A 17452-nucleotide genomic window follows, 5' to 3' on the forward strand; every position below is an offset into this window, starting at 1 on the left:
GTTTCACAAAGACGGTACGCCGACGTACCAGAGGTCGCAAGGGTCCGGAGCGCCGTATCGTGGCGATGTGCCGAACCCCGCCGCAACCCCGGCCCCGACGAGCCCCGCAGGCAACAGCGAGTTCCGACTCCGATTGCTCGAGGGCCTCGGCGAGTCCATCACCGAACGCGGTTACCGCGCGACCACGGTCGCCGACATCGTGCGCCACGCAAAAACGTCGCGGCGCACCTTCTACCAGGAGTTCACGTCGAAGGAGAGCTGCTTCGTCGAGCTCCTGCACGTGACCAACAGTCAGAACATCGATGCCATCGTGGCCTCGGTCGATCCCGATGCCGATTGGACCGATCAGATCCGGCAAGCCATCGGCGCCTACATCCGGTCGATGGATTCGCATCCGGCGATGACACTGTGCTGGATCCGGGAGTTGCCTGCACTGGGAGAAGACGCACGGCCGATCCAGCAGCAAGCCATCAATGACTTCGTCCGCACCATCATCGCCCTCACCGACACCCCGCAGATGCGCGCCGCCGGAGTCGATCCGGTGACCCCGGAGATGGCCATCATGCTGCTCGGCGGACTCCACGAGCTGACCGCCAACGCCGTCGAGAACGGCCGCCCCGTCGCCACCATCGAAGACACTGCATTGCGAGCCTGCTTTGCGCTGTTGGGACCGGCCAACTGACAAACCGACAACCCGCATTCCGCGTCAGCCGGTGGCGCGCCGAGGACGCGGGGAGAGCTCCCCGGCACAGTTGGGGCAGGCGTCGAGGCGGGAGCGACAGTCCGCGCAGTACGTGCATTCGAATGAGCAAATCCACGCCGCTGCATCCAAACCCAGTGCTGCTGAACACAGTTCACACTGACTCTTCATCTCGAGCATGCCTGAGCCTACCTCGTAGCCGTTTTGTCGGGAGGTCGGGATTTGCCGAAATGGCAAGATACTTTGCCACGATCTGCACCATCAGGAACACTGGGAACCATGGATGAAGCCTATTGGGACGCCCGGTACACCACCACCGATCGCGTCTGGAGCAACAACCCGAACCATGCACTCGAAGGCGAGCTCGCCGACCTCACACCAGGTACGGCACTTGACGTCGGATGCGGGGAGGGCGCCGACGCGCGGTGGCTGGCCGAGCACGGCTGGACGGTGACCGCCGTCGACATCTCATCCGCCGCACTCGCGCGGGCAAAAGAACTGAACGATCACCCGTCCATCACCTGGACCCATGCCGATCCGGTGCGCAATCCGCCAGAATCATCCGCGTTCGATCTGGTGTCGTTGCACTACTTCCCACTGCTTCGCACGCCCGGCGATGATGCCGCCCGCCGATTCGTCGACGCGGTCGCCCCCGGCGGAACACTGTTCGTGGTCAGCCACGATTTCTCCGAGGACCACGCCAGGAAGCACGTGGAAGCACATTCGGGCGAAGCGGATTTCAATCCGCTCGACTACTACACCTCCCACGAGTTCGCGGCATTCCTCGATGACAACTGGAAGATCCTTGTCGACCGAACCCAACCGCGTCACGTCGACCCGTCGTCGGCTGGGGCCGGCCATATCAACGACACGGTGCTCCGGGCAGTGCGAATCGCCTGAACAGTGAAGTCCTTCTACATTATTAGTCCACAATAATTAGATTGAACTGAACTGTTCCGCCCACTAAACATGGACGGGTGACTACTCGCGACCGCATGCTGGGCCTGACCGTTGTGCTGCTGTGGGGACTGAATTTCCTGGCGATCCACGTCGGCCTCGAACATTTCCCTCCGCTGTTCTTCGCGGCCCTGCGCTTTGCTGTGATGGCGGTGCCGGTGGTCCTGTTCGTCCCGCGCCCCAACGTGCCGTTGCGGTGGCTCCTGCTCTACGGAATCGGTTTCGGCACAGTCCAGTTCGCGTTCCTCTTCCTCGCGATGGACGAGGGCATGCCCACCGGCCTCGCCTCGCTGGTCCTGCAGTCGTCGGCACCGTTCACCGTGCTGCTCTGCGTACTGCTGCTCGGCGAAAGAATGAGCAGGCGTCAGGTGCTTGGCATCAGTGTTGCGGTCGCAGGCATGGTGATCATCGGCGTCGACCGAACCAGCCACGGCGCCAGCGCAGCCCTGCTGCCGGTCCTCCTGACTCTGGTGGCGGGCCTCGGCTGGGCGTTCGGCAACATCGGGTCACGCCTGGCCCGCCCGGACAACGCGCTGCACCTGACCCTGTGGATGTGCGTCATCCCACCGATTCCGCTGTACGCGCTCAGCCTGGCGGTCGAGGGACCGCAGGCCGGTTTCGACGCGATCACCACGGTGGGTTCGCACACCGGACTCGTCGCCGTCGCTGGTCTCGCCTACGTGGTGGTGCTCGGAACCGCGGTCGGTTCGGGTCTGTGGACCTACCTGATGTCGCGGTACCCGGCGTCACGAGTTGCGCCGTTTTCATTGCTGGTCCCGGTGGTCGGCATCACCGCCGCCTGGATCTTCCTCGACGAAACACCGAGGCCCTGGGAAATCATCGGTGCCGCCGTCGTAATCATCGGCTGCTTCGCGGGGTTGAGCGCGCGACGCGCACCGGAGTCGACAACCGAGACCCGGCCGGCGGCCGAGACCCCGATCCCCGCATAGCGCGAAGCTCACCGAAGAATCCCGGTCGGCCTGGTTGAATCTGGGACATGACCGGGTCGGCGGAACACGATGGACAGCATGTCGGCCGCCCACGCGATGACTCGATCGACGATCGGGTCTTTGCCGCCTGTCTCGAACTCCTCCTCGAGTCCGGCTGGGACCGAATGAGTCTGCGCCAGGTCGCCGCTCGAGCGGGGGTGAGCCGCACCAGCGTCCAACTGCGGTGGTCATCCAAGGCCGAGTTGGTGTTGCATGCGATCCTCGGCCAGGCACCCGACCTCGCGCCCTTCACCGGCACCGATCAGAGCGGCTGGATCGCGTGGGTGGTGGAAGGCAGCCACCTGTTGTTCGCACGGGACGAGGTGCAGGCGGCCTTGCCGGGGTTGCTCGTCGCATTGCAGAGTGACCCCGACCTGCGGGCGTCACTCTGGCGCCATTTCAGTGATCCGGCGATCGACCTGTTCACCGAAGGTGATCGAACCGCCCGCGATGATGCCCGGGCCATATTGATCATGGCCGCCGGTGCCGCACTCTTCTCGACAACCATTGCCGCCCAAGATGACACCGCAGCGCTGCGTACGCGGATCACCGGACTGCTGACCCTGGCCGCCGACCTCAAACCCCGATGATGTGCTGTTTTGGCGGGCGTTACCTGGGCGTTTGTTCGCCAGAACCGCACATCATCGGGGTTACGGACGGAAGGTGGCGACAATCGCATCCGCCGGGGAACGCCACTTCATTCCGAGATCGTTCAACGTGACGGTGTCGTCGGTGGGGACCGCAGCGGTCAGGAACTCGGCCGCTTCACCACTGAAGCCGCCGCTGACCGGAATCCATCGACCGATGGCATCGACCATCTTGCCCAGTCGGCGAAATATGTTCGGCTGCAGCGGGATCCGTCGGACCTTACGGCCCATCCCCACCTCGACCGCATCAACCATGCCGTCAAACGTCAGCATCTGGCCGCCACAGAGGTAGCGGCGCGGCCCCTGTCCGGGTCCGGCATCGATGATGCCTGCGTGCACATCGGCGACATCTCGGACATCGATCATCTGCATGCCGCCACGCACCCGCGGTGCCCAGCGGGAACGCACGATGGTGCCCCAGCCCTGCTCGGTGACACCCGGAGCGGTGTGCAGCGCAGGCCCGACCACACTGCTCGGATAGGTGACCACCACCGGAGCACCGCTTTCCTGCAGTACCCGGGCCGCACGTTCGGCATATCCCTTGCTCTTGCCGTAGGCACTGCGCGCCTGCGCTGTCGGGGTGTCGAGGGTGACGATCGGATCAGTGGTCGGGGTCAGCACCGCGTAGCTGCTCACCAGCACCACCGGATCGAGCCCCCGCTCGACGGCCGACCGCATCACCGCCTCTGCGGCATACGCGTTGACCTCCCACATCAGCTCGGCGCGCCGGTCATCCGTCCCGACCACCCCGGCGGCATGGATGACGGCGTCCGTCCCGGACAACAGCGCGTCCACCGTATCGGCGCTACGAACGTCACCGACCAGGGTTTCGACGGACCCGGCTGCAGTCAGGACCGCGAGCAACTCATCGATCTTCTCGTCGGGCGTGACCAGCAGACGGACCTGATGCCCGGCTTCCAGGACCGCACGAACCAGGTGGGCCCCGAGGTAGCCGGTTCCCCCGGTGACAGCGACCAGCATGTAACCACTCCTTTCACGCCGAACAGCCTCCCCGACGGCGTACACCGCGTACATTACTGTTCCGCTGGACCACTAATGCGAGAATCCCAACCCCCGACCGTCGAGGAAGTAATGCCATGGGCGTGTATGCCGTAACCGGAGCCGCATCGGGAATGGGCCGCGAAGTGGCCACCAAGCTTGCCGAAGCCGGCCACACCGTCATCGGGGTCGACCTCAAGGACGCCGACGTGATCGCCGATCTGTCGACGGCCGCTGGTCGCCAGAGCGCCGTCAAGGAGGTTCTCGCGAGGTCGGAGGGCGAACTCAACGGTGCGGTGCTCGCCGCCGGGCTCGGCCCCGGCCCGGGCAAAGACCGCCCGCGCTTGATCGCCGAGGTCAACTACTTCGGTGTTGTGGACTTATTGCAGGGCTGGCGAGAGGCACTGGCGACCACTGACGCCGCGAAAGTGATTGTCTTCTCGAGCAATTCCACAACTACGGTGCCGGCGGTACCGCGTCGCGCCATCAGAGCGTTCCTGGCCGGTGACAGCGACAAGGCCGTGCGATCGGTTCGGATGTTCGGCAAGGCCGCCTCGGTGATGGCCTATGCCGCATCGAAGATCGCGGTGAGCCGCTGGGTGCGACAACAGGCGGTCTCACCACAATGGGCAGGCGCGGGCATCCGACTCAACGCGCTGGCGCCGGGCGCGATCATGACACCCCTACTCGAAGCGCAGCTCGCCTCGCCCACGGAATCCAAGGCGGTCAAGAAGTTCCCTGTCCCCGTCGGCGGATTCGGCGATCCCGGCAAGCTCGCCGACTGGGTGATCTTCATGCTGTCGGACGCCGCCGACTTCCTGTGCGGCAGCGTCATATTCGTCGACGGCGGCACCGACGCATACTTCCGGACCAACGAGTGGCCACGCGCGGTCCCCCTCTACCGCATCGCGCCCTACCTCTACCGCTTCCAGACATTCGGGCGCCGTAGGAAGTAGACGCCTGCGCAGTGAGTCAGGCGTTTGCGAGGTTGACGACGCGTTGCAGATCGAGTCGGATCTGCCGCGCGACGGCGGCGGGACGCGCTTTCGGTTCCAACTCTGTGGGAGTTCCCATGACCACCAGAGGCTTTCGGTTTCCTGCCCCCTGATAGGACAGTCCCATGTTGACCAGGGCGACTCGGCAACCGGCATTTCTTGCCCGTACCGCGATGTGGGCGACTCCGCTACCGATCGGCGCCACCGTGGCGGGGTCGTCGAGATTGCACGTGCCCTCCGGAAACACCGCAATGCTGTCCCCACGGGACATCCGCTCGACGCAGGTGTCGATCATCTTCAGGCCCGCCTCGGCTGCGACCCGGGTTCCATGGTTCTTCGCCCGGAACACCGGAATGCCTCCCATGGAATCGATCTTCCGACGGAGTTCCTCGTCGACGAACAACTCATCCTTGGCCAGGATGCGCGTGCGGCCGATCAGCGAACGCAACGGAGACCGAAATGCCGCTGCCGCAACCGTGTACGGATCAACCTCGCTGATGTGATTGACGGAGATCACCAACCGCACGCCGGACTCGATCAGCCCGGTCAGCGTTGCCTTCGCACCGGCTTCATCGAAGCGAACCCGTGGACGGTACTTCAGCGCAAGGAAGCCGTATTTCATCAACGCGTTGCGGCGATCCTGCTGATGGTCCAGATAGTGGGCATACACCTGGTCGGCCTCTGCGATATCGATGTTCACCGAACCTACGGTACCGTAAGTTACGTGACCGTAGGTTGAGGTTCGTCAACCGTCAGTTCTCACCCAGCCCGGGGACGCGACGCCCTCAGGGCCAATCCGCGCAGCGCTTCGGTGACCGCGTCCGGGTATTCGAGCGGTCCGCAGTGGCCGCCGGCGAGTTCGACGAGTTCGATCAGTTGCGGAAGCCGGGAGGCGATCAGACGCGACCGTTCGATGGGCGCGATCTTGTCGCCGCGGCTGGCGATGACCAGCGTCGGCACGTTCACGGCACCGGCATCAACATGGTCGACCATGCCCACCAACAGCGCACCGTATCCACCACGCCCGCGAGCCGAGGTGGATCCGAACATCCCATCAACTTCGACACCGATCGCCACATCGGCACCGATCCCGACCGACACATGCGCCAACAACTTGCGCCGCAACGGTATTCGCCGCGGCATGGGCAGCCGGGCCAGGGGTACGACCGCGGCCGCGAGCTGTCGACGAATCTTGATCAGCCGCGCCGGGCCCCGCAGGAACCGCACGTTGTCCAAGATCTCACCCGAGGTCGTGTTCACCAGCGCAACAGCCTGAGCTCGGGCCGGAACGTCGTCGGGGTACCTTTCGGCCCACGCCATCACCGCGATTCCACCCATCGAATGCCCAGCAATCACCGCTCGGCGACCGACTGGAACGGTCGCGGTGAGCACGGCGTGCAGATCGTCGGCGAGATGATCGAGGCTGTAGCTGCCCGAACGCGGCGCCTCACTCTTCCCGTGACCGCGATGGTCGAACGCGACTACCCGGAAGTCGGAACTGAGTTCCTCTATCTGGTTGCGCCAGAATCCTATTGCGCACGCGATCCCATGTGTCAGCACGATGATCGGCGCATCCGACGGGCCGTAGATCTCGGTGTGCAGCCGGGTGCCGTCGGCGCTACGGACATCAAGAACCTCCACGCTCACGCCTCAGGAATTCCGGGCGAGATCGCGCTCGGCCTGCCGGATCGCCTGGCGGGCCTGCGGAACGAGTCGGACCAGCCGAGGGAGTCGCGTTGCGGTCATCTGGTCAAACCAGCGACAGAACCCCACCCAATCCTCCGGCATGTCCTGATCGCGTACGCCGTAGAGACGCCCGACCTGTCGCATTTCGAGATAGAACTGCTCGACCTCACCAGGCCGCCAGCCTCGCCCGAGCACTTTCTGCTGGGTGTAGACACCGTGGACCAGACTGGCGTGCACCCAGTGGAAGGCCTCCGGGTTCAGCGCACTCCACCGCGACCCGTCCGAGTTTGCGCCCTTGAAGTTCTGATGTAGATCGCGCAGCCGGCGAGCCGTCGCCAACGACTCGTCGCGCCCGTAGACAACGCCCATGATCATGTCGAGAGTGCGCTCGGCACGGCCGTACGGATCTGATTCGAATACAGAGAACTCGCGCACCCCCGCGGCGACAACCGGATGTGCCACGTCGATCAACAGACGGCGGGACGCACCCAAGACGAATGTCAGGTCCCCAAATACGGTCCAGGCGACCGAACCGGGCCCCAGCGGAGCGGACCCATCGATTGCCTGTTCGGGTACCTGAATCACTCGCCGGCTCGGACATGAGTCTATTACTAACAGATAAGTCTCAAGTGCGATACTGCTCCGATGCCACGTCCCGGCGCACCCCTGCCCCGATTGTTCGAACGAGCCGCCATCGCGGCCATATCCGACAAACCCGCCGATTCCGCTGATGGCGACGTGTTCGACGCCGCCTTGAGCGTTCTCGCCGAGCTCGGGACACAGGCAGCGACGATGGACGACGTGGCGGCGCGGTCCGGCGTCAGCCGCGCGACCCTGTTCCGGCGTTTCGGAAGCAAGGACGCGGTGTTCGAGGCAGCGATCGCACAGCTGCTCCGCACTTTCCTCACCGAGATCACCGCCACCTTCCTGCGGGTCACCGATCCCACCGAGCGCATCGTGGAGGCCTTCGTGGCCTGCCTACAGATGCGCAAGCGGTTCCTCGGCGACAACCCGAAACCGGGACACGGTGGCGAGGTCCTGGCGATCCTGTCCAGCGGCGACCCCTCGCCCATCGAGTTGGGCCGCCAGTTCATCGCCGCGCGCATCGCGATGGCGCAGGCAGACTGCCTGCTCCCGCCCTCTGATCCCGCCATCCAGGCCGACGCCATCGTCCGGCTGACCCTCGGGTATCTCGTGGTACCGGACGGTCGCTTCGACCTCAACGACAAAGCCGTCGCGCGCGACATCGCACGCCGCACGATCGCACCCCTGGTGACCGGAACCCTGCATTAGTCGCCCTTCCCGGGGCTCTGCAGGGATCGGTCCGCTCTGCATGAATGACTCATGCAATGAACTGAGCCACAAGCAGAACCAGCATGGACTGGGTCACAAATCACGCTCATGGTGGGAATTCATCCACGATTGAGGTATACCCGTGGGGGGTAAAATAGTCGTGGAAGTACGGCAGAATGGGAGGTGCGCATGTCGACGGCCGTGGACGCGGACTCGCGACCTCTCGTCGCCGCACCTTTCCGGTGGCGCGATCACAGCCGCGGCTTGATGATGGCCGGTGCGGCGTTCGCCGTACTCGTCGGTGTGCTGCTGATGCACTCGGTACCGATGGTGCATCCCCCCGGTGGACACCTGGTGACGGCCGGATCGATGACCGAGCATTCGACGCCGACCGCGTCGGGCATATCGCAGATTGTGGAGAGCTGCACCGCCAATTGCTCCGGACATACCGGGATGGCGATGTGCATGGCTGTCATCACCATCGCCTCGGGGTTGCTTCTCATTCGACGACTGTTGAAACACCGTTTCGGAGCACGTGCCCGCCAGTCAGGCATCGGCCTGTTCGGCAGGCATGCTTCCCGGGCACCACCCTGGGCAACAACCACTTTGGAGAAATTGTCGATTCTGCGGATCTGATGGGCATCTCACCGCCCTGCTGCGGTGACCGTCCTTCGGCGTGCCGTCAGGTACGCATCAGTCCATCCGATTTCGTGAACAATTTTCCTGAGGAGATCCCCGATGTCTTTGACCCATTCCATCCCGCCCAAAAACCATTCCACCCGTATCAAACTCGCCGTTTCCGGTCTCGGTGTTGCCGCACTCGTGCTGGCCGGCTGCGGCGACAACAACGACGATCACCATGACATGGATTCGATGTCGCAATCGTCGATGTCCAACGCTCCGGGTAGCGCCGGGTCAACAGCGAACATGGCCCAGTTCAACCAAGCGGACGTCATGTTCGCGCAGATGATGTATCCGCATCACGCGCAGGCTGTGGAGATGGCCGGGCTCGTCGACGGCCGCAGCACCAACACGCAGCTGATCGAGCTGGCCACGGCCATCGAGAATGCGCAGGGACCGGAAATGACGCAGCTACAGCAATGGCTGGCGCAGTGGGGTCAGCCGGCCCCCAGCACCGACATGGACCACGGCGCCGGCGGGATGAGTGGACTGATGACCGATCAGGACATGACCGACCTGGCCGCCAAAAACGGTGCCGATTTCGAACAGACCTGGCTGTCGATGATGATCGAGCACCACATCGGTGCGATCGAGATGGCCGACACCGTGATCGCCGACGGACTCAGCCCAGAGGTCGACCAGATGGCCAACACCATCGTGGCAACCCAGCGAGCCGAGATCGACACCATGAAGGCGATGCAGACACAGCCCTGAACAAACAGCACTTCCATCCCCCCACGCCGCGTTCCGTGAACTCTGGCGTGCCGCCCTTCCTGTTATCTGGAGGTCTCATGCATATCCGCTCCCTACTGCGGGTGTTGTTGCTGCCGCTCATCGTTGTGATGCTCGCGGCCTGCTCCTCATCCACCTCGCCCTCGGAATCAACCGGCGGGCCGTCTTCCGAAGCGGCAGCCGCCGCTCCCGTCATCACCTTCACTCCCGGTGACGGCGAAGTCTCGTTCAACCCCACCGACCCCGTCACGGTGGAGTCCTCACTTGGCACCTTGGAGTCGGTGGTCATGACCAACGAGGACGGGACCGTCATCGACGGCATCTTCACTCCCGACCGGGTTGCCTGGAAACCCGCTGAGTCACTGGGATACAGCCGCGACTACACCATCGTGGCCAGCGCGATCAACGACGGTCAGCGCACCGAAGAGACCGCCTCGTTCGCGACGATCACGCCGGGCAACCAGACCAAACCGACGTTCGTGACCACCGGCGGAAATCTGCTCGCCGACGGCGCCACCTACGGCGTGGGCACGGTGATCGTCGCGCATTTCGACGAACCCATCACCGACCTCGCTGCCGCGCAGCGCACGCTGTCAGTGCGCACCGACCCGCCGGTCACCGGCTCCTGGAACTGGGTCGACGACCAGAACGCACACTGGCGACCACAGGAGTACTACACCCCGGGGACCACCGTCACCGTCAGCGCGGATGTCTACGGAATCCAGCTCGGGGACAACCTGTTCGGTCAGGAAGACGTGAGCACCTCGTTCACCATCGGGGACGCTCACGTATCGATCGCCGACGACACCACCAAGCAGGTCAGCGTCTACAACAACGGTGAGCTGGTACGCACCATGCCGACCTCGATGGGCCGCGGCGGTACCGAAACGGTCAACGGCCAGACCATCCACTTCTGGACCCAATCGGGCACCTATACGGTGCTGGACAAGGCCAGCCCGGTCATCATGGACTCGTCGACCTACGGCCTGCCGGTCAACTCCCGCCTCGGCTACCGCGAAACCATCTACAACGCCACGCGGATCAGCAACGACGGCATCTACCTGCACGAGCTCGCCGACACCATCGCGCAGCAGGGCAACACCAACGTGTCGTCCGGTTGCCTCAACCTCAACCCCGACAACGCCAAATGGTTCTACGACTTCTCGGTACCCGGTGACATCGTCGAGGTGCGCAACACCGGCGGGCCACCGCTGGAGCTGTGGCAGAACGGCGACTGGAGCGTGCCGTGGGATCAATGGGTTGCCGGCAGCGCACTGGCCTGATCCACCGGCCTTGCGCACCCGCACTCCCAACGCCCGCGAACCCTAGGATCTTCACCATGACTGCCATCCCGACCACCGACGCCGACCACTCGGCCCCACACGGGTACATCAACGACAAGAAGAAGTACCTCGCCCGTCTCAAGCGCATCGAGGGTCAGGCCCGGGGTATCCACCGCATGGTCGACGAAGAGCAGTACTGCATCGACATCCTCACCCAGATCTCCGCCTTGACCAAGGCGGTCGAAAGCGTCGCCCTTGGTTTGCTCGATGACCACCTGCGGCACTGTGTGGTCGATGCCGCCAAGACCGGCGGTGAGGAAGCCGAACGCAAACTCGCCGAAGCATCCGCCGCCATCGCCCGGCTGGTTCGATCCTGATCTCTTTGGAGTGCCTCACCAGGCCGTGACCACTCTCGACACGGGTCACACCGGGACCTGTGACAAACTCGCTGCCATGCTCGACGACGACCGCCCACGCCCTTCCACCCGGCTCCGCCCACGCGCCAAGCTGGCCCTGCGCGCAGCGGCAGCCGCCCGCTGGGCCTCGCAGAAGACCGGCCGCGGCAAAGGCTCCATGATCGGTGGCCTGGTGGCCCTCAAGATCGATCCGGACCTGCTCGGCGAGTTGGGTCGCGGCAAGCGCAGCGTGATCATCACCGGCACCAACGGCAAGTCCACAACCACCCGGATGACCGCCGCAGCGCTCGCGTCACTCGGGGAGGTCGCATCGCAGGCCGACGGCGCCAACATGGACGCCGGCATCGTGGCAGCGCTCTCGCTGCACCCGAATGCGAAGCTCGCCGCCCTCGAGGTCGACGAACTGCACGTCCCCCACGTCGGCGACGCCGTCGAACCCGAGGCGATCGTCCTGCTGAACCTCTCCCGGGATCAGCTCGACCGCGTCGGCGAGATCAACATGATCGAACGCCGTCTGCGCGAGGGCATCGCCCGGCATCCGCAGGCCACCGTCATCGCCAACTGCGACGACGTGCTCGTCTCGTCCGCCGCCTACGACGCCCCGAATGTGGTGTGGGTCGCCGCGGGTGCGGGCTGGGCCAATGACTCGGTCAGCTGCCCGCGCTCCGGAGAGCCGATCGTCCGCGAAGGCGACCACTGGTACTCCCCCGGCATCGATTTCGCACGGCCCCAACCTGATTGGTGGTTCGACGAGACCCACGTGTACGGACCCAACGGCTTCTCTCACCCGATGGAACTCGCCGTGCCCGGCAAGGCGAACCGCGGAAACGCCACACAGGCGATCGCCGCGGCCACGGCGATGGGCGCCGACCCCGCAGCGGCGACCGCAGCGGCGGGCACGGTCGGCGAGGTGGCAGGCCGGTACGGCGTGCACCAGATCGGACCGCATCGCGTGCGCGTACTACTGGCCAAGAACCCCGCCGGCTGGCAGGAGGCCATGTCGATGATCGACCGCGACGCCGAGGGACTGGTCATCGCGGTCAACGGCCAGGTGCCCGACGGTGAGGACCTGAGCTGGCTCTGGGATGTGCGTTTCGAGGAGTTCGAGAACATCGCGGTGGTTGCCGCCGGGGAACGGGCCACCGATCTCGGTGTGCGACTTCTCTACGCCGGCGCCGAACACACCACGATCGCCGACCCGATGGCGGCGATCGCGTCCTGCCCACCGGGGCGTGTGGAAGTGCTCGCCAACTACACCGCATTCCGCGACCTCGGTATCGCAATGGACCGCGCGGAGAAGGGTATCCGCTGACATGAGCGAATCGACCTTGCGTATCGGCCTGGTACTGCCCGACGTGATGGGCACCTACGGCGACGGCGGCAACGCCCTGATCCTGCGGCAGCGCGCCCGGATGCGCGGCATCGACGCCGAGGTCATCCAGATCACGCTCGCCGACCCGGTGCCCGAGTCCCTCGACGTCTACACCCTCGGCGGTGCCGAGGACTACGCACAGCGCCTGGCGACCCGGCATCTGACGAAATACCCAGGGCTGCAACGAGCCGCCGAAGCCGGACGGCCGGTACTGGCGATCTGCGCGGCCATCCAGGTGCTGGGACACTGGTACGAGACGTCGGCCGGTGAACGGGTGGACGGTATCTCGATGCTCGACCTGACCACCACACCGCAAAAGACCCGCAGCATCGGCGAACTCATCACCGATCCGCTCCCGGAGTCCGGCTTGACCGCCCCTCTGACCGGGTTCGAGAACCACCGCGGCGGCACCACCCTCGGCCCCGACGCCCGACCGCTGGCCCGCGTCAAGCACGGCGTCGGCAACGGCGGCGGCGAAAGAATCGAAGGCGCCGTACAGGGTTCGGTGATCAGTACCTATCTGCACGGTCCGGCGTTGGCCCGCAATCCGGAACTCGCCGACCTGCTGCTGTCCCGGGCGCTCGGCGTGGACAAGCTCGCGCCCCTGGACCTACCCGAGGTCGAGCGTCTGCGTCGTGAGCGTCTGGCCGCCGGCCGCCGAGGCTGACACCGATGCCGAAATCGACTGCGCCACAACGGGGTGGCACGACACCACAGAACCGTGTCCCCACAAAGGCCCCGCTGGTGTTCGCGCTGGGACTTGTCGTTCTCGCCGTGGTCGTGACCGCCACCTGGGCGATCACCTGGTCGGTGACCGGCAATGACGATGCCGCCTCGGCGACGCCCACCACGACCGAGGCCGCGCCCCAGGCCTCAGCAGTCGACACCGTTCGGGCAACCACCGAATCGCTCTACAACTTCACACCGGACACCATCAACGCGACGGTGAAATCAGCACAGGCATCACTCTGCGGAGATGCCCTCGAGCAGTGGAACGAGACCGCAAAGACGTTGCCCCGCATCGTCGCCGACACCAATCGCAGTGTGGTGACCTCCAATGCCCATTACGGGATCGTCGAGCAGGATGAGAACACCGCCACGGTGCTCGCCTTCTTCATCCTCGACACCACCGAGAACAACATCCCGGCCGCGCCTGCCACCACGGCCATCGAGTTCACCGTGGACCGCACTGCCGTCCCGGCATGTATCAGCGCGATGGAGGTGCTGTGATGACCGAATCGCCCACACCCCAGCGCCCCGAGCGTTCCGGCCATCACATTCGCACCGCGATCATCCTGGCGGTGGTCGTCGTTGCCGTCGTGGCCCTGACCATTGCGCTGGCCACCCTGACCGCGCCGGACAACGACTCCGATGCCGCACCGCCCGCCCCACCCGTCCCGGTGATCGACGATCAGCAGGCCCGCGACATCGCCGAGACGGTCACCCGCAGCATGTTCGAGATCAGCCCGGCGACCAGTGACACCCAAATCGCAACGTTCAAGGACAACACCTGCGGCGAGTTCGCAGATTCGGCGCTACCCAATCTGATCTCGTTCACCGACGAGCTGAGGACCCAGAACCGCACCAGCACAGTCACATTCGAAGCACTCGCTGTAACACCTCACATCCCGAGCTCGCCATCGGCGCAGGTTCTGGTCGCAGCGTCCTGGCAATCCGGTGACGCCGTGAACCAATCCCGCATCGTGTACGAGGTGATCGTGCAGAATGGAAAGACCTGCATCACGAAGGCACAGTTCCTGTAATAGCCGGCGGAGGTGACCGGTCACGCGACAACCATGGAGCGACCGGGGTCATACGTTGCGAGATCGCAGCGAGGCCGGTCAGATGCTGGCCACAGCGCTGATCGCCCGCGATGCCGGTCTTGTCGACAATCCCGCGGTCACCGTCTTCGGCCTCGCCCGCGGTGGGGTACCGGTCGCGTGGGAGGTCGCCGCTGCACTGCACGCATCACTCGACGCCTGCATCATCCGCAAGCTCGGTGTCCCCAGCAATCCGGAGTTGGCGTTGGGCGCGGTGGCCTTCGGCGGTACTCCGGCCATCAGCCGACGCGTGGTCTCCGATTTCGGCGTCACCGACCAGCAACTTCGCGACATCGTCGATGCCGAGACCCACGAGCTCGCCAGACGTGAGCAGAAGTACCGCGCCGGCCGGCCTCCGATCGCCATGGCCGACCGGATCGCCATCCTGGTCGACGACGGACTCGCCACCGGAGCGAGCATGCGGGCGGCGATAGAGGCCGCCCGGTTGCTGGAGCCCGCACGATTGATCGTCGCTGTGGGTGTCGCACCGCAGTCGGCCATCTCCGAGATCACACCGCTGGTCGACGACCTCGTCTGCGTGAGCACGCCCGCCGATTTCCGGGCCGTTGGCCAGTGGTACCAACGTTTCGAGCAGGTCTCCGACGCCACCGTATGCAAGCTGTTGGCCCGTCCAACTGCCTGACAGACCCGCTACAGCCCGGAACCGGGCGTCGATGCGGGGTATGGATGTCGAGACAAATCTAGAGTTCACCGAATCATGGTTGCGCATCGTGAATTTCGGTGCGCCACTCCACACTTTCGCCAGGCTGTGCGATTCTTATGCTGGCTTTGCATCCAGTGATGAATTCAACGCTTATGCCGCGTGCGCGCTTGTGCGGGCGTCAACAGATCGGGGACCGTCTTGTCAGCTCGGCCACACAAGCCGTTGCGACGTCTTCTCCACGCCGGCGTCGCGACGTTGGTCCTGAGTTTGACGCTCGTGACCTTCGGCAGCAGCGGTGTGATCGGCCAGGTGGGTTCGGCGACCGCCGCGCCGGTGCAACCGTCGACATCCCCTCCGAGCGCCGCTCCGACAGAGTGTGTCGGCTCGAATTTTGCGACCCTCGGCGGAATCTACGATGCCGTCTTCGACTCGCTGCTACCCCAGATGCCCGAGCAGGTGAAGCGGGACGCCGCCTCGATCAAGGCCGACGCCCACCGTGACATGGACGGCCTGCGCGTGTCGTCGCTGGCGATCTCGAACCACCCGGTCGGGCTCGGCGCGTCCGAGGATTCCCCGAGTCTCCAATACCGGGACCCGCTGTCGCAGTACATCCTGACGCAGCTGATGAACATCCGGAACGGCACCGAGTACGAAGCGATCACCCTCGAGAACATGACCTTGTCGCAGGCCGTCGAGACCGTGTACCTCTACCTCTACATCACCGTCATCATCCCGATGACGCTGGTGGCAGGGACCATTCCGCCGATCATGCCTATCGGCCCCGTCAGCCTCGGACTGTTGATCTCTCTGCCGCTGAGCCTTGGTTCGATGGCGATCAACGTGGTCAAAGAAGCGTTGAGCGCCGCGCTCCTCGATGCCTGCATCGTCTCGGTCACCCAGGACCAGAAGGACCGGGCCGGTCAGCCCGTGAAAGACCTCCGCTTCCCGAATCGAGTGCCACAGATACTCACCGACATCGCCGGACAGGTACTGATCGCCGAAGACAAGACCTGCCCCTCGGTGGGATCGCTGCCGCTGTCCCGGATCGTCGACCGCACCTCCCATTATCTGCAGGCCACCACCGATGCAAAGACCGGAGCGCAGGTTACCGACCAGACCGCGCGGCTGCGGGACTTCATGAGCCGGGCGCAGGTGCCGCACAACCTCATCCCGGAAGATCCTGCGGACTTCGGAACCATCGAGACACTGATGGACTTCGGACTCGGTCTCGTCCCCTATGTGGGCGGTGCGCCGACCCAGGCCATCACCGGCCTGGTGGGCAACTACCTCGGCGGTGCAGATATGTCCGAGACCGTCCCGCTATCGGACCTCACCGTCACCAAATCCATGACCGCGGGCTATTACGCCTACGCGCTGAGCACCCACGTCTTCAGCCTGGCCTACACCCAGAGCAAGCCGGCCACGGCCTCGGTGTTGCAGCTACTGCTTCCCACGCTGACCACGGAGCAGTTGACGCAGCTGATACCGAACCCGGGCAGTCTGATCAACGCACCGAACACCTACGGACTCATCGTGTACCACAACGTACTTCGATCAGTGTGCCTGGCCGAGGACAACACCGGAGCCCCGGCGAGCTGATGATCAGGCCGCTCCCGGTCGTCGGCCGTGACAGCCGCCTGAGCCCCGCTCAGCTCGTCGCAGACCCCAGCACGCACTCGGGAACGACCTCGCAATAGTCGCGGGTGCGGTCGACGGCAAACCAGCCGCGCTCGAAATCCTGCCAGCGGCGTAGGTTTTCACGCTGCGCCTCGCCGTCACGCGCGACCCCACGTTCCAGTCGCTGCTCTTCCGTGCCACCGTCGAGCCAGAGCGCACGTTTGAGATGGCTGCGAACCGGCACCCGAGCACTCGACACGCCCTCGATGATCAGCAACGGTTCCCACCGCAGCCAGACCCGCGGACCGAGCTCGGGTTTGCCGTCACGCCACACCCGAGGGTGAAAACGAAAATCGTGCCCGCGCCAATACGACCGCAGCACTTCTTCTTCCAGCTCCGGCCACCATCCCACCGGGTCGTCCCAGGTGGCAAAGTCATCGGTACGGATCAGCACGACCCGGGTCCGCAGCTCTTCGAGCCTGGCCACCAGCGCATCGGCAAACGTGGATTTCCCGGCACCCGACGGTCCGTCGATCGCAACGATGCCCGATTTCAGCTGCCGGGCAAGGCTATCCGTCCAGGATTGGTCGACCATGCAGGC

General features: G+C 64.8%; 22 protein-coding genes. 16 read left to right on the forward strand and 6 right to left on the reverse strand.

What is annotated here, in order from left to right; genetic code table 11:
* Positions 1–67: 67 nt before the first annotated feature.
* Complete coding sequence (locus AC1D75_RS01045; protein WP_495513485.1) at positions 68–682, forward strand: TetR/AcrR family transcriptional regulator; 615 nt, start codon at positions 68–70, stop codon at positions 680–682.
* 24 nt (positions 683–706) lie between these two features.
* Here AC1D75_RS01045 and AC1D75_RS01050 read toward each other — a convergent pair whose 3' ends face one another.
* Positions 707–880: a DUF1272 domain-containing protein gene (locus AC1D75_RS01050; RefSeq protein WP_495513486.1), complete on the reverse strand. Its 174-nt coding sequence runs from the start codon at positions 878–880 to the stop codon at positions 707–709.
* Between the two features lie 99 nt (positions 881–979).
* On the opposite strand from AC1D75_RS01050, the gene AC1D75_RS01055 reads away from it, so the two are divergent.
* The 3 genes from AC1D75_RS01055 to AC1D75_RS01065 all read left to right on the forward strand — a co-directional run bounded on the left by AC1D75_RS01055 (position 980) and on the right by AC1D75_RS01065 (position 3236).
* Entirely contained in the window at positions 980–1600 is a 621-nt protein-coding gene (locus AC1D75_RS01055) for a class I SAM-dependent methyltransferase (RefSeq protein ID WP_495513487.1), read from the forward strand.
* Between the two features lie 77 nt (positions 1601–1677).
* The gene (locus AC1D75_RS01060; protein WP_495513488.1) at positions 1678–2607 is read left to right on the forward strand and encodes an EamA family transporter; all 930 of its coding nucleotides are present in this window, start codon (positions 1678–1680) and stop codon (positions 2605–2607) included.
* A 47-nt stretch (positions 2608–2654) separates the two neighbouring features.
* A complete protein-coding gene (locus tag AC1D75_RS01065; RefSeq protein WP_495513489.1) occupies positions 2655–3236 on the forward strand; it encodes a TetR/AcrR family transcriptional regulator in 582 nt (193 codons plus the stop codon).
* Positions 3237–3296: 60 nt separating this feature from the next.
* Here AC1D75_RS01065 and AC1D75_RS01070 read toward each other — a convergent pair whose 3' ends face one another.
* Positions 3297–4274 (reverse strand): NAD-dependent epimerase/dehydratase family protein, encoded by a 978-nt coding sequence (locus AC1D75_RS01070; protein ID WP_495513490.1) that lies wholly within the window; start codon positions 4272–4274, stop codon positions 3297–3299.
* A 116-nt stretch (positions 4275–4390) separates the two neighbouring features.
* Between AC1D75_RS01070 and AC1D75_RS01075 the strand changes: the two genes are divergently transcribed.
* A complete protein-coding gene (locus AC1D75_RS01075; protein ID WP_495513491.1) occupies positions 4391–5248 on the forward strand; it encodes an SDR family oxidoreductase in 858 nt (285 codons plus the stop codon).
* Positions 5249–5264: 16 nt separating this feature from the next.
* Here AC1D75_RS01075 and AC1D75_RS01080 read toward each other — a convergent pair whose 3' ends face one another.
* From AC1D75_RS01080 to AC1D75_RS01090, 3 genes are read right to left on the reverse strand one after another with little or no spacing between them, the layout of a single operon-like run.
* Positions 5265–5987, reverse strand: a complete 723-nt coding sequence (locus tag AC1D75_RS01080) for a lysophospholipid acyltransferase family protein (RefSeq protein ID WP_495513492.1) — start codon at positions 5985–5987, stop codon at positions 5265–5267.
* 59 nt (positions 5988–6046) lie between these two features.
* Positions 6047–6928 carry an alpha/beta fold hydrolase gene (locus tag AC1D75_RS01085; RefSeq protein WP_495513493.1) on the reverse strand — a complete coding sequence of 294 codons (882 nt, stop codon included), beginning with the start codon at positions 6926–6928 and terminating at the stop codon, positions 6047–6049.
* A gap of 9 nt (positions 6929–6937) precedes the next feature.
* A complete protein-coding gene (locus AC1D75_RS01090; RefSeq protein ID WP_495513494.1) occupies positions 6938–7558 on the reverse strand; it encodes an oxygenase MpaB family protein in 621 nt (206 codons plus the stop codon).
* A 60-nt stretch (positions 7559–7618) separates the two neighbouring features.
* Between AC1D75_RS01090 and AC1D75_RS01095 the strand changes: the two genes are divergently transcribed.
* From AC1D75_RS01095 to AC1D75_RS01145, 11 genes are all read left to right on the forward strand, one after another.
* Positions 7619–8266, forward strand: coding sequence for a TetR/AcrR family transcriptional regulator (locus AC1D75_RS01095; protein ID WP_495513495.1), 648 nt, complete (start codon positions 7619–7621; stop codon positions 8264–8266).
* Between the two features lie 189 nt (positions 8267–8455).
* Positions 8456–8902, forward strand: a complete 447-nt coding sequence (locus tag AC1D75_RS01100; protein WP_495513496.1) for a DUF6153 family protein — start codon at positions 8456–8458, stop codon at positions 8900–8902.
* A gap of 102 nt (positions 8903–9004) precedes the next feature.
* The gene (locus AC1D75_RS01105; RefSeq protein WP_495513497.1) at positions 9005–9661 is read left to right on the forward strand and encodes a DUF305 domain-containing protein; all 657 of its coding nucleotides are present in this window, start codon (positions 9005–9007) and stop codon (positions 9659–9661) included.
* A 77-nt stretch (positions 9662–9738) separates the two neighbouring features.
* On the forward strand, positions 9739–10962 hold the full coding sequence (locus AC1D75_RS01110; RefSeq protein WP_495513498.1) for a L,D-transpeptidase: 1224 nt from the start codon (positions 9739–9741) through the stop codon (positions 10960–10962).
* Between the two features lie 56 nt (positions 10963–11018).
* The gene (locus tag AC1D75_RS01115; protein ID WP_495513499.1) at positions 11019–11339 is read left to right on the forward strand and encodes a metal-sensitive transcriptional regulator; all 321 of its coding nucleotides are present in this window, start codon (positions 11019–11021) and stop codon (positions 11337–11339) included.
* A gap of 76 nt (positions 11340–11415) precedes the next feature.
* On the forward strand, positions 11416–12690 hold the full coding sequence (locus tag AC1D75_RS01120) for a Mur ligase family protein (RefSeq protein WP_495515938.1): 1275 nt from the start codon (positions 11416–11418) through the stop codon (positions 12688–12690).
* Between the two features lies 1 nt (position 12691).
* Positions 12692–13417 carry a type 1 glutamine amidotransferase gene (locus AC1D75_RS01125; protein ID WP_495513500.1) on the forward strand — a complete coding sequence of 242 codons (726 nt, stop codon included), beginning with the start codon at positions 12692–12694 and terminating at the stop codon, positions 13415–13417.
* Between the two features lie 5 nt (positions 13418–13422).
* Positions 13423–13980 (forward strand): hypothetical protein, encoded by a 558-nt coding sequence (locus AC1D75_RS01130; RefSeq protein WP_495513501.1) that lies wholly within the window; start codon positions 13423–13425, stop codon positions 13978–13980.
* Positions 13980–14513, forward strand: coding sequence for a hypothetical protein (locus AC1D75_RS01135; RefSeq protein WP_495513502.1), 534 nt, complete (start codon positions 13980–13982; stop codon positions 14511–14513). Before AC1D75_RS01130 ends, AC1D75_RS01135 begins: the two co-directional genes overlap by 1 nt.
* A gap of 55 nt (positions 14514–14568) precedes the next feature.
* Positions 14569–15213 carry a phosphoribosyltransferase gene (locus AC1D75_RS01140; RefSeq protein WP_495513503.1) on the forward strand — a complete coding sequence of 215 codons (645 nt, stop codon included), beginning with the start codon at positions 14569–14571 and terminating at the stop codon, positions 15211–15213.
* 243 nt (positions 15214–15456) lie between these two features.
* Positions 15457–16833, forward strand: coding sequence for a hypothetical protein (locus tag AC1D75_RS01145; RefSeq protein WP_495513504.1), 1377 nt, complete (start codon positions 15457–15459; stop codon positions 16831–16833).
* 49 nt (positions 16834–16882) lie between these two features.
* On the opposite strand, the gene AC1D75_RS01150 is transcribed toward AC1D75_RS01145, so the two are convergent.
* Positions 16883–17446, reverse strand: coding sequence for a uridine kinase family protein (locus AC1D75_RS01150; RefSeq protein ID WP_495513505.1), 564 nt, complete (start codon positions 17444–17446; stop codon positions 16883–16885).
* Positions 17447–17452 lie beyond the last annotated feature (6 nt).

Source organism: Williamsia sp. Y712, from assembly GCF_059445525.1.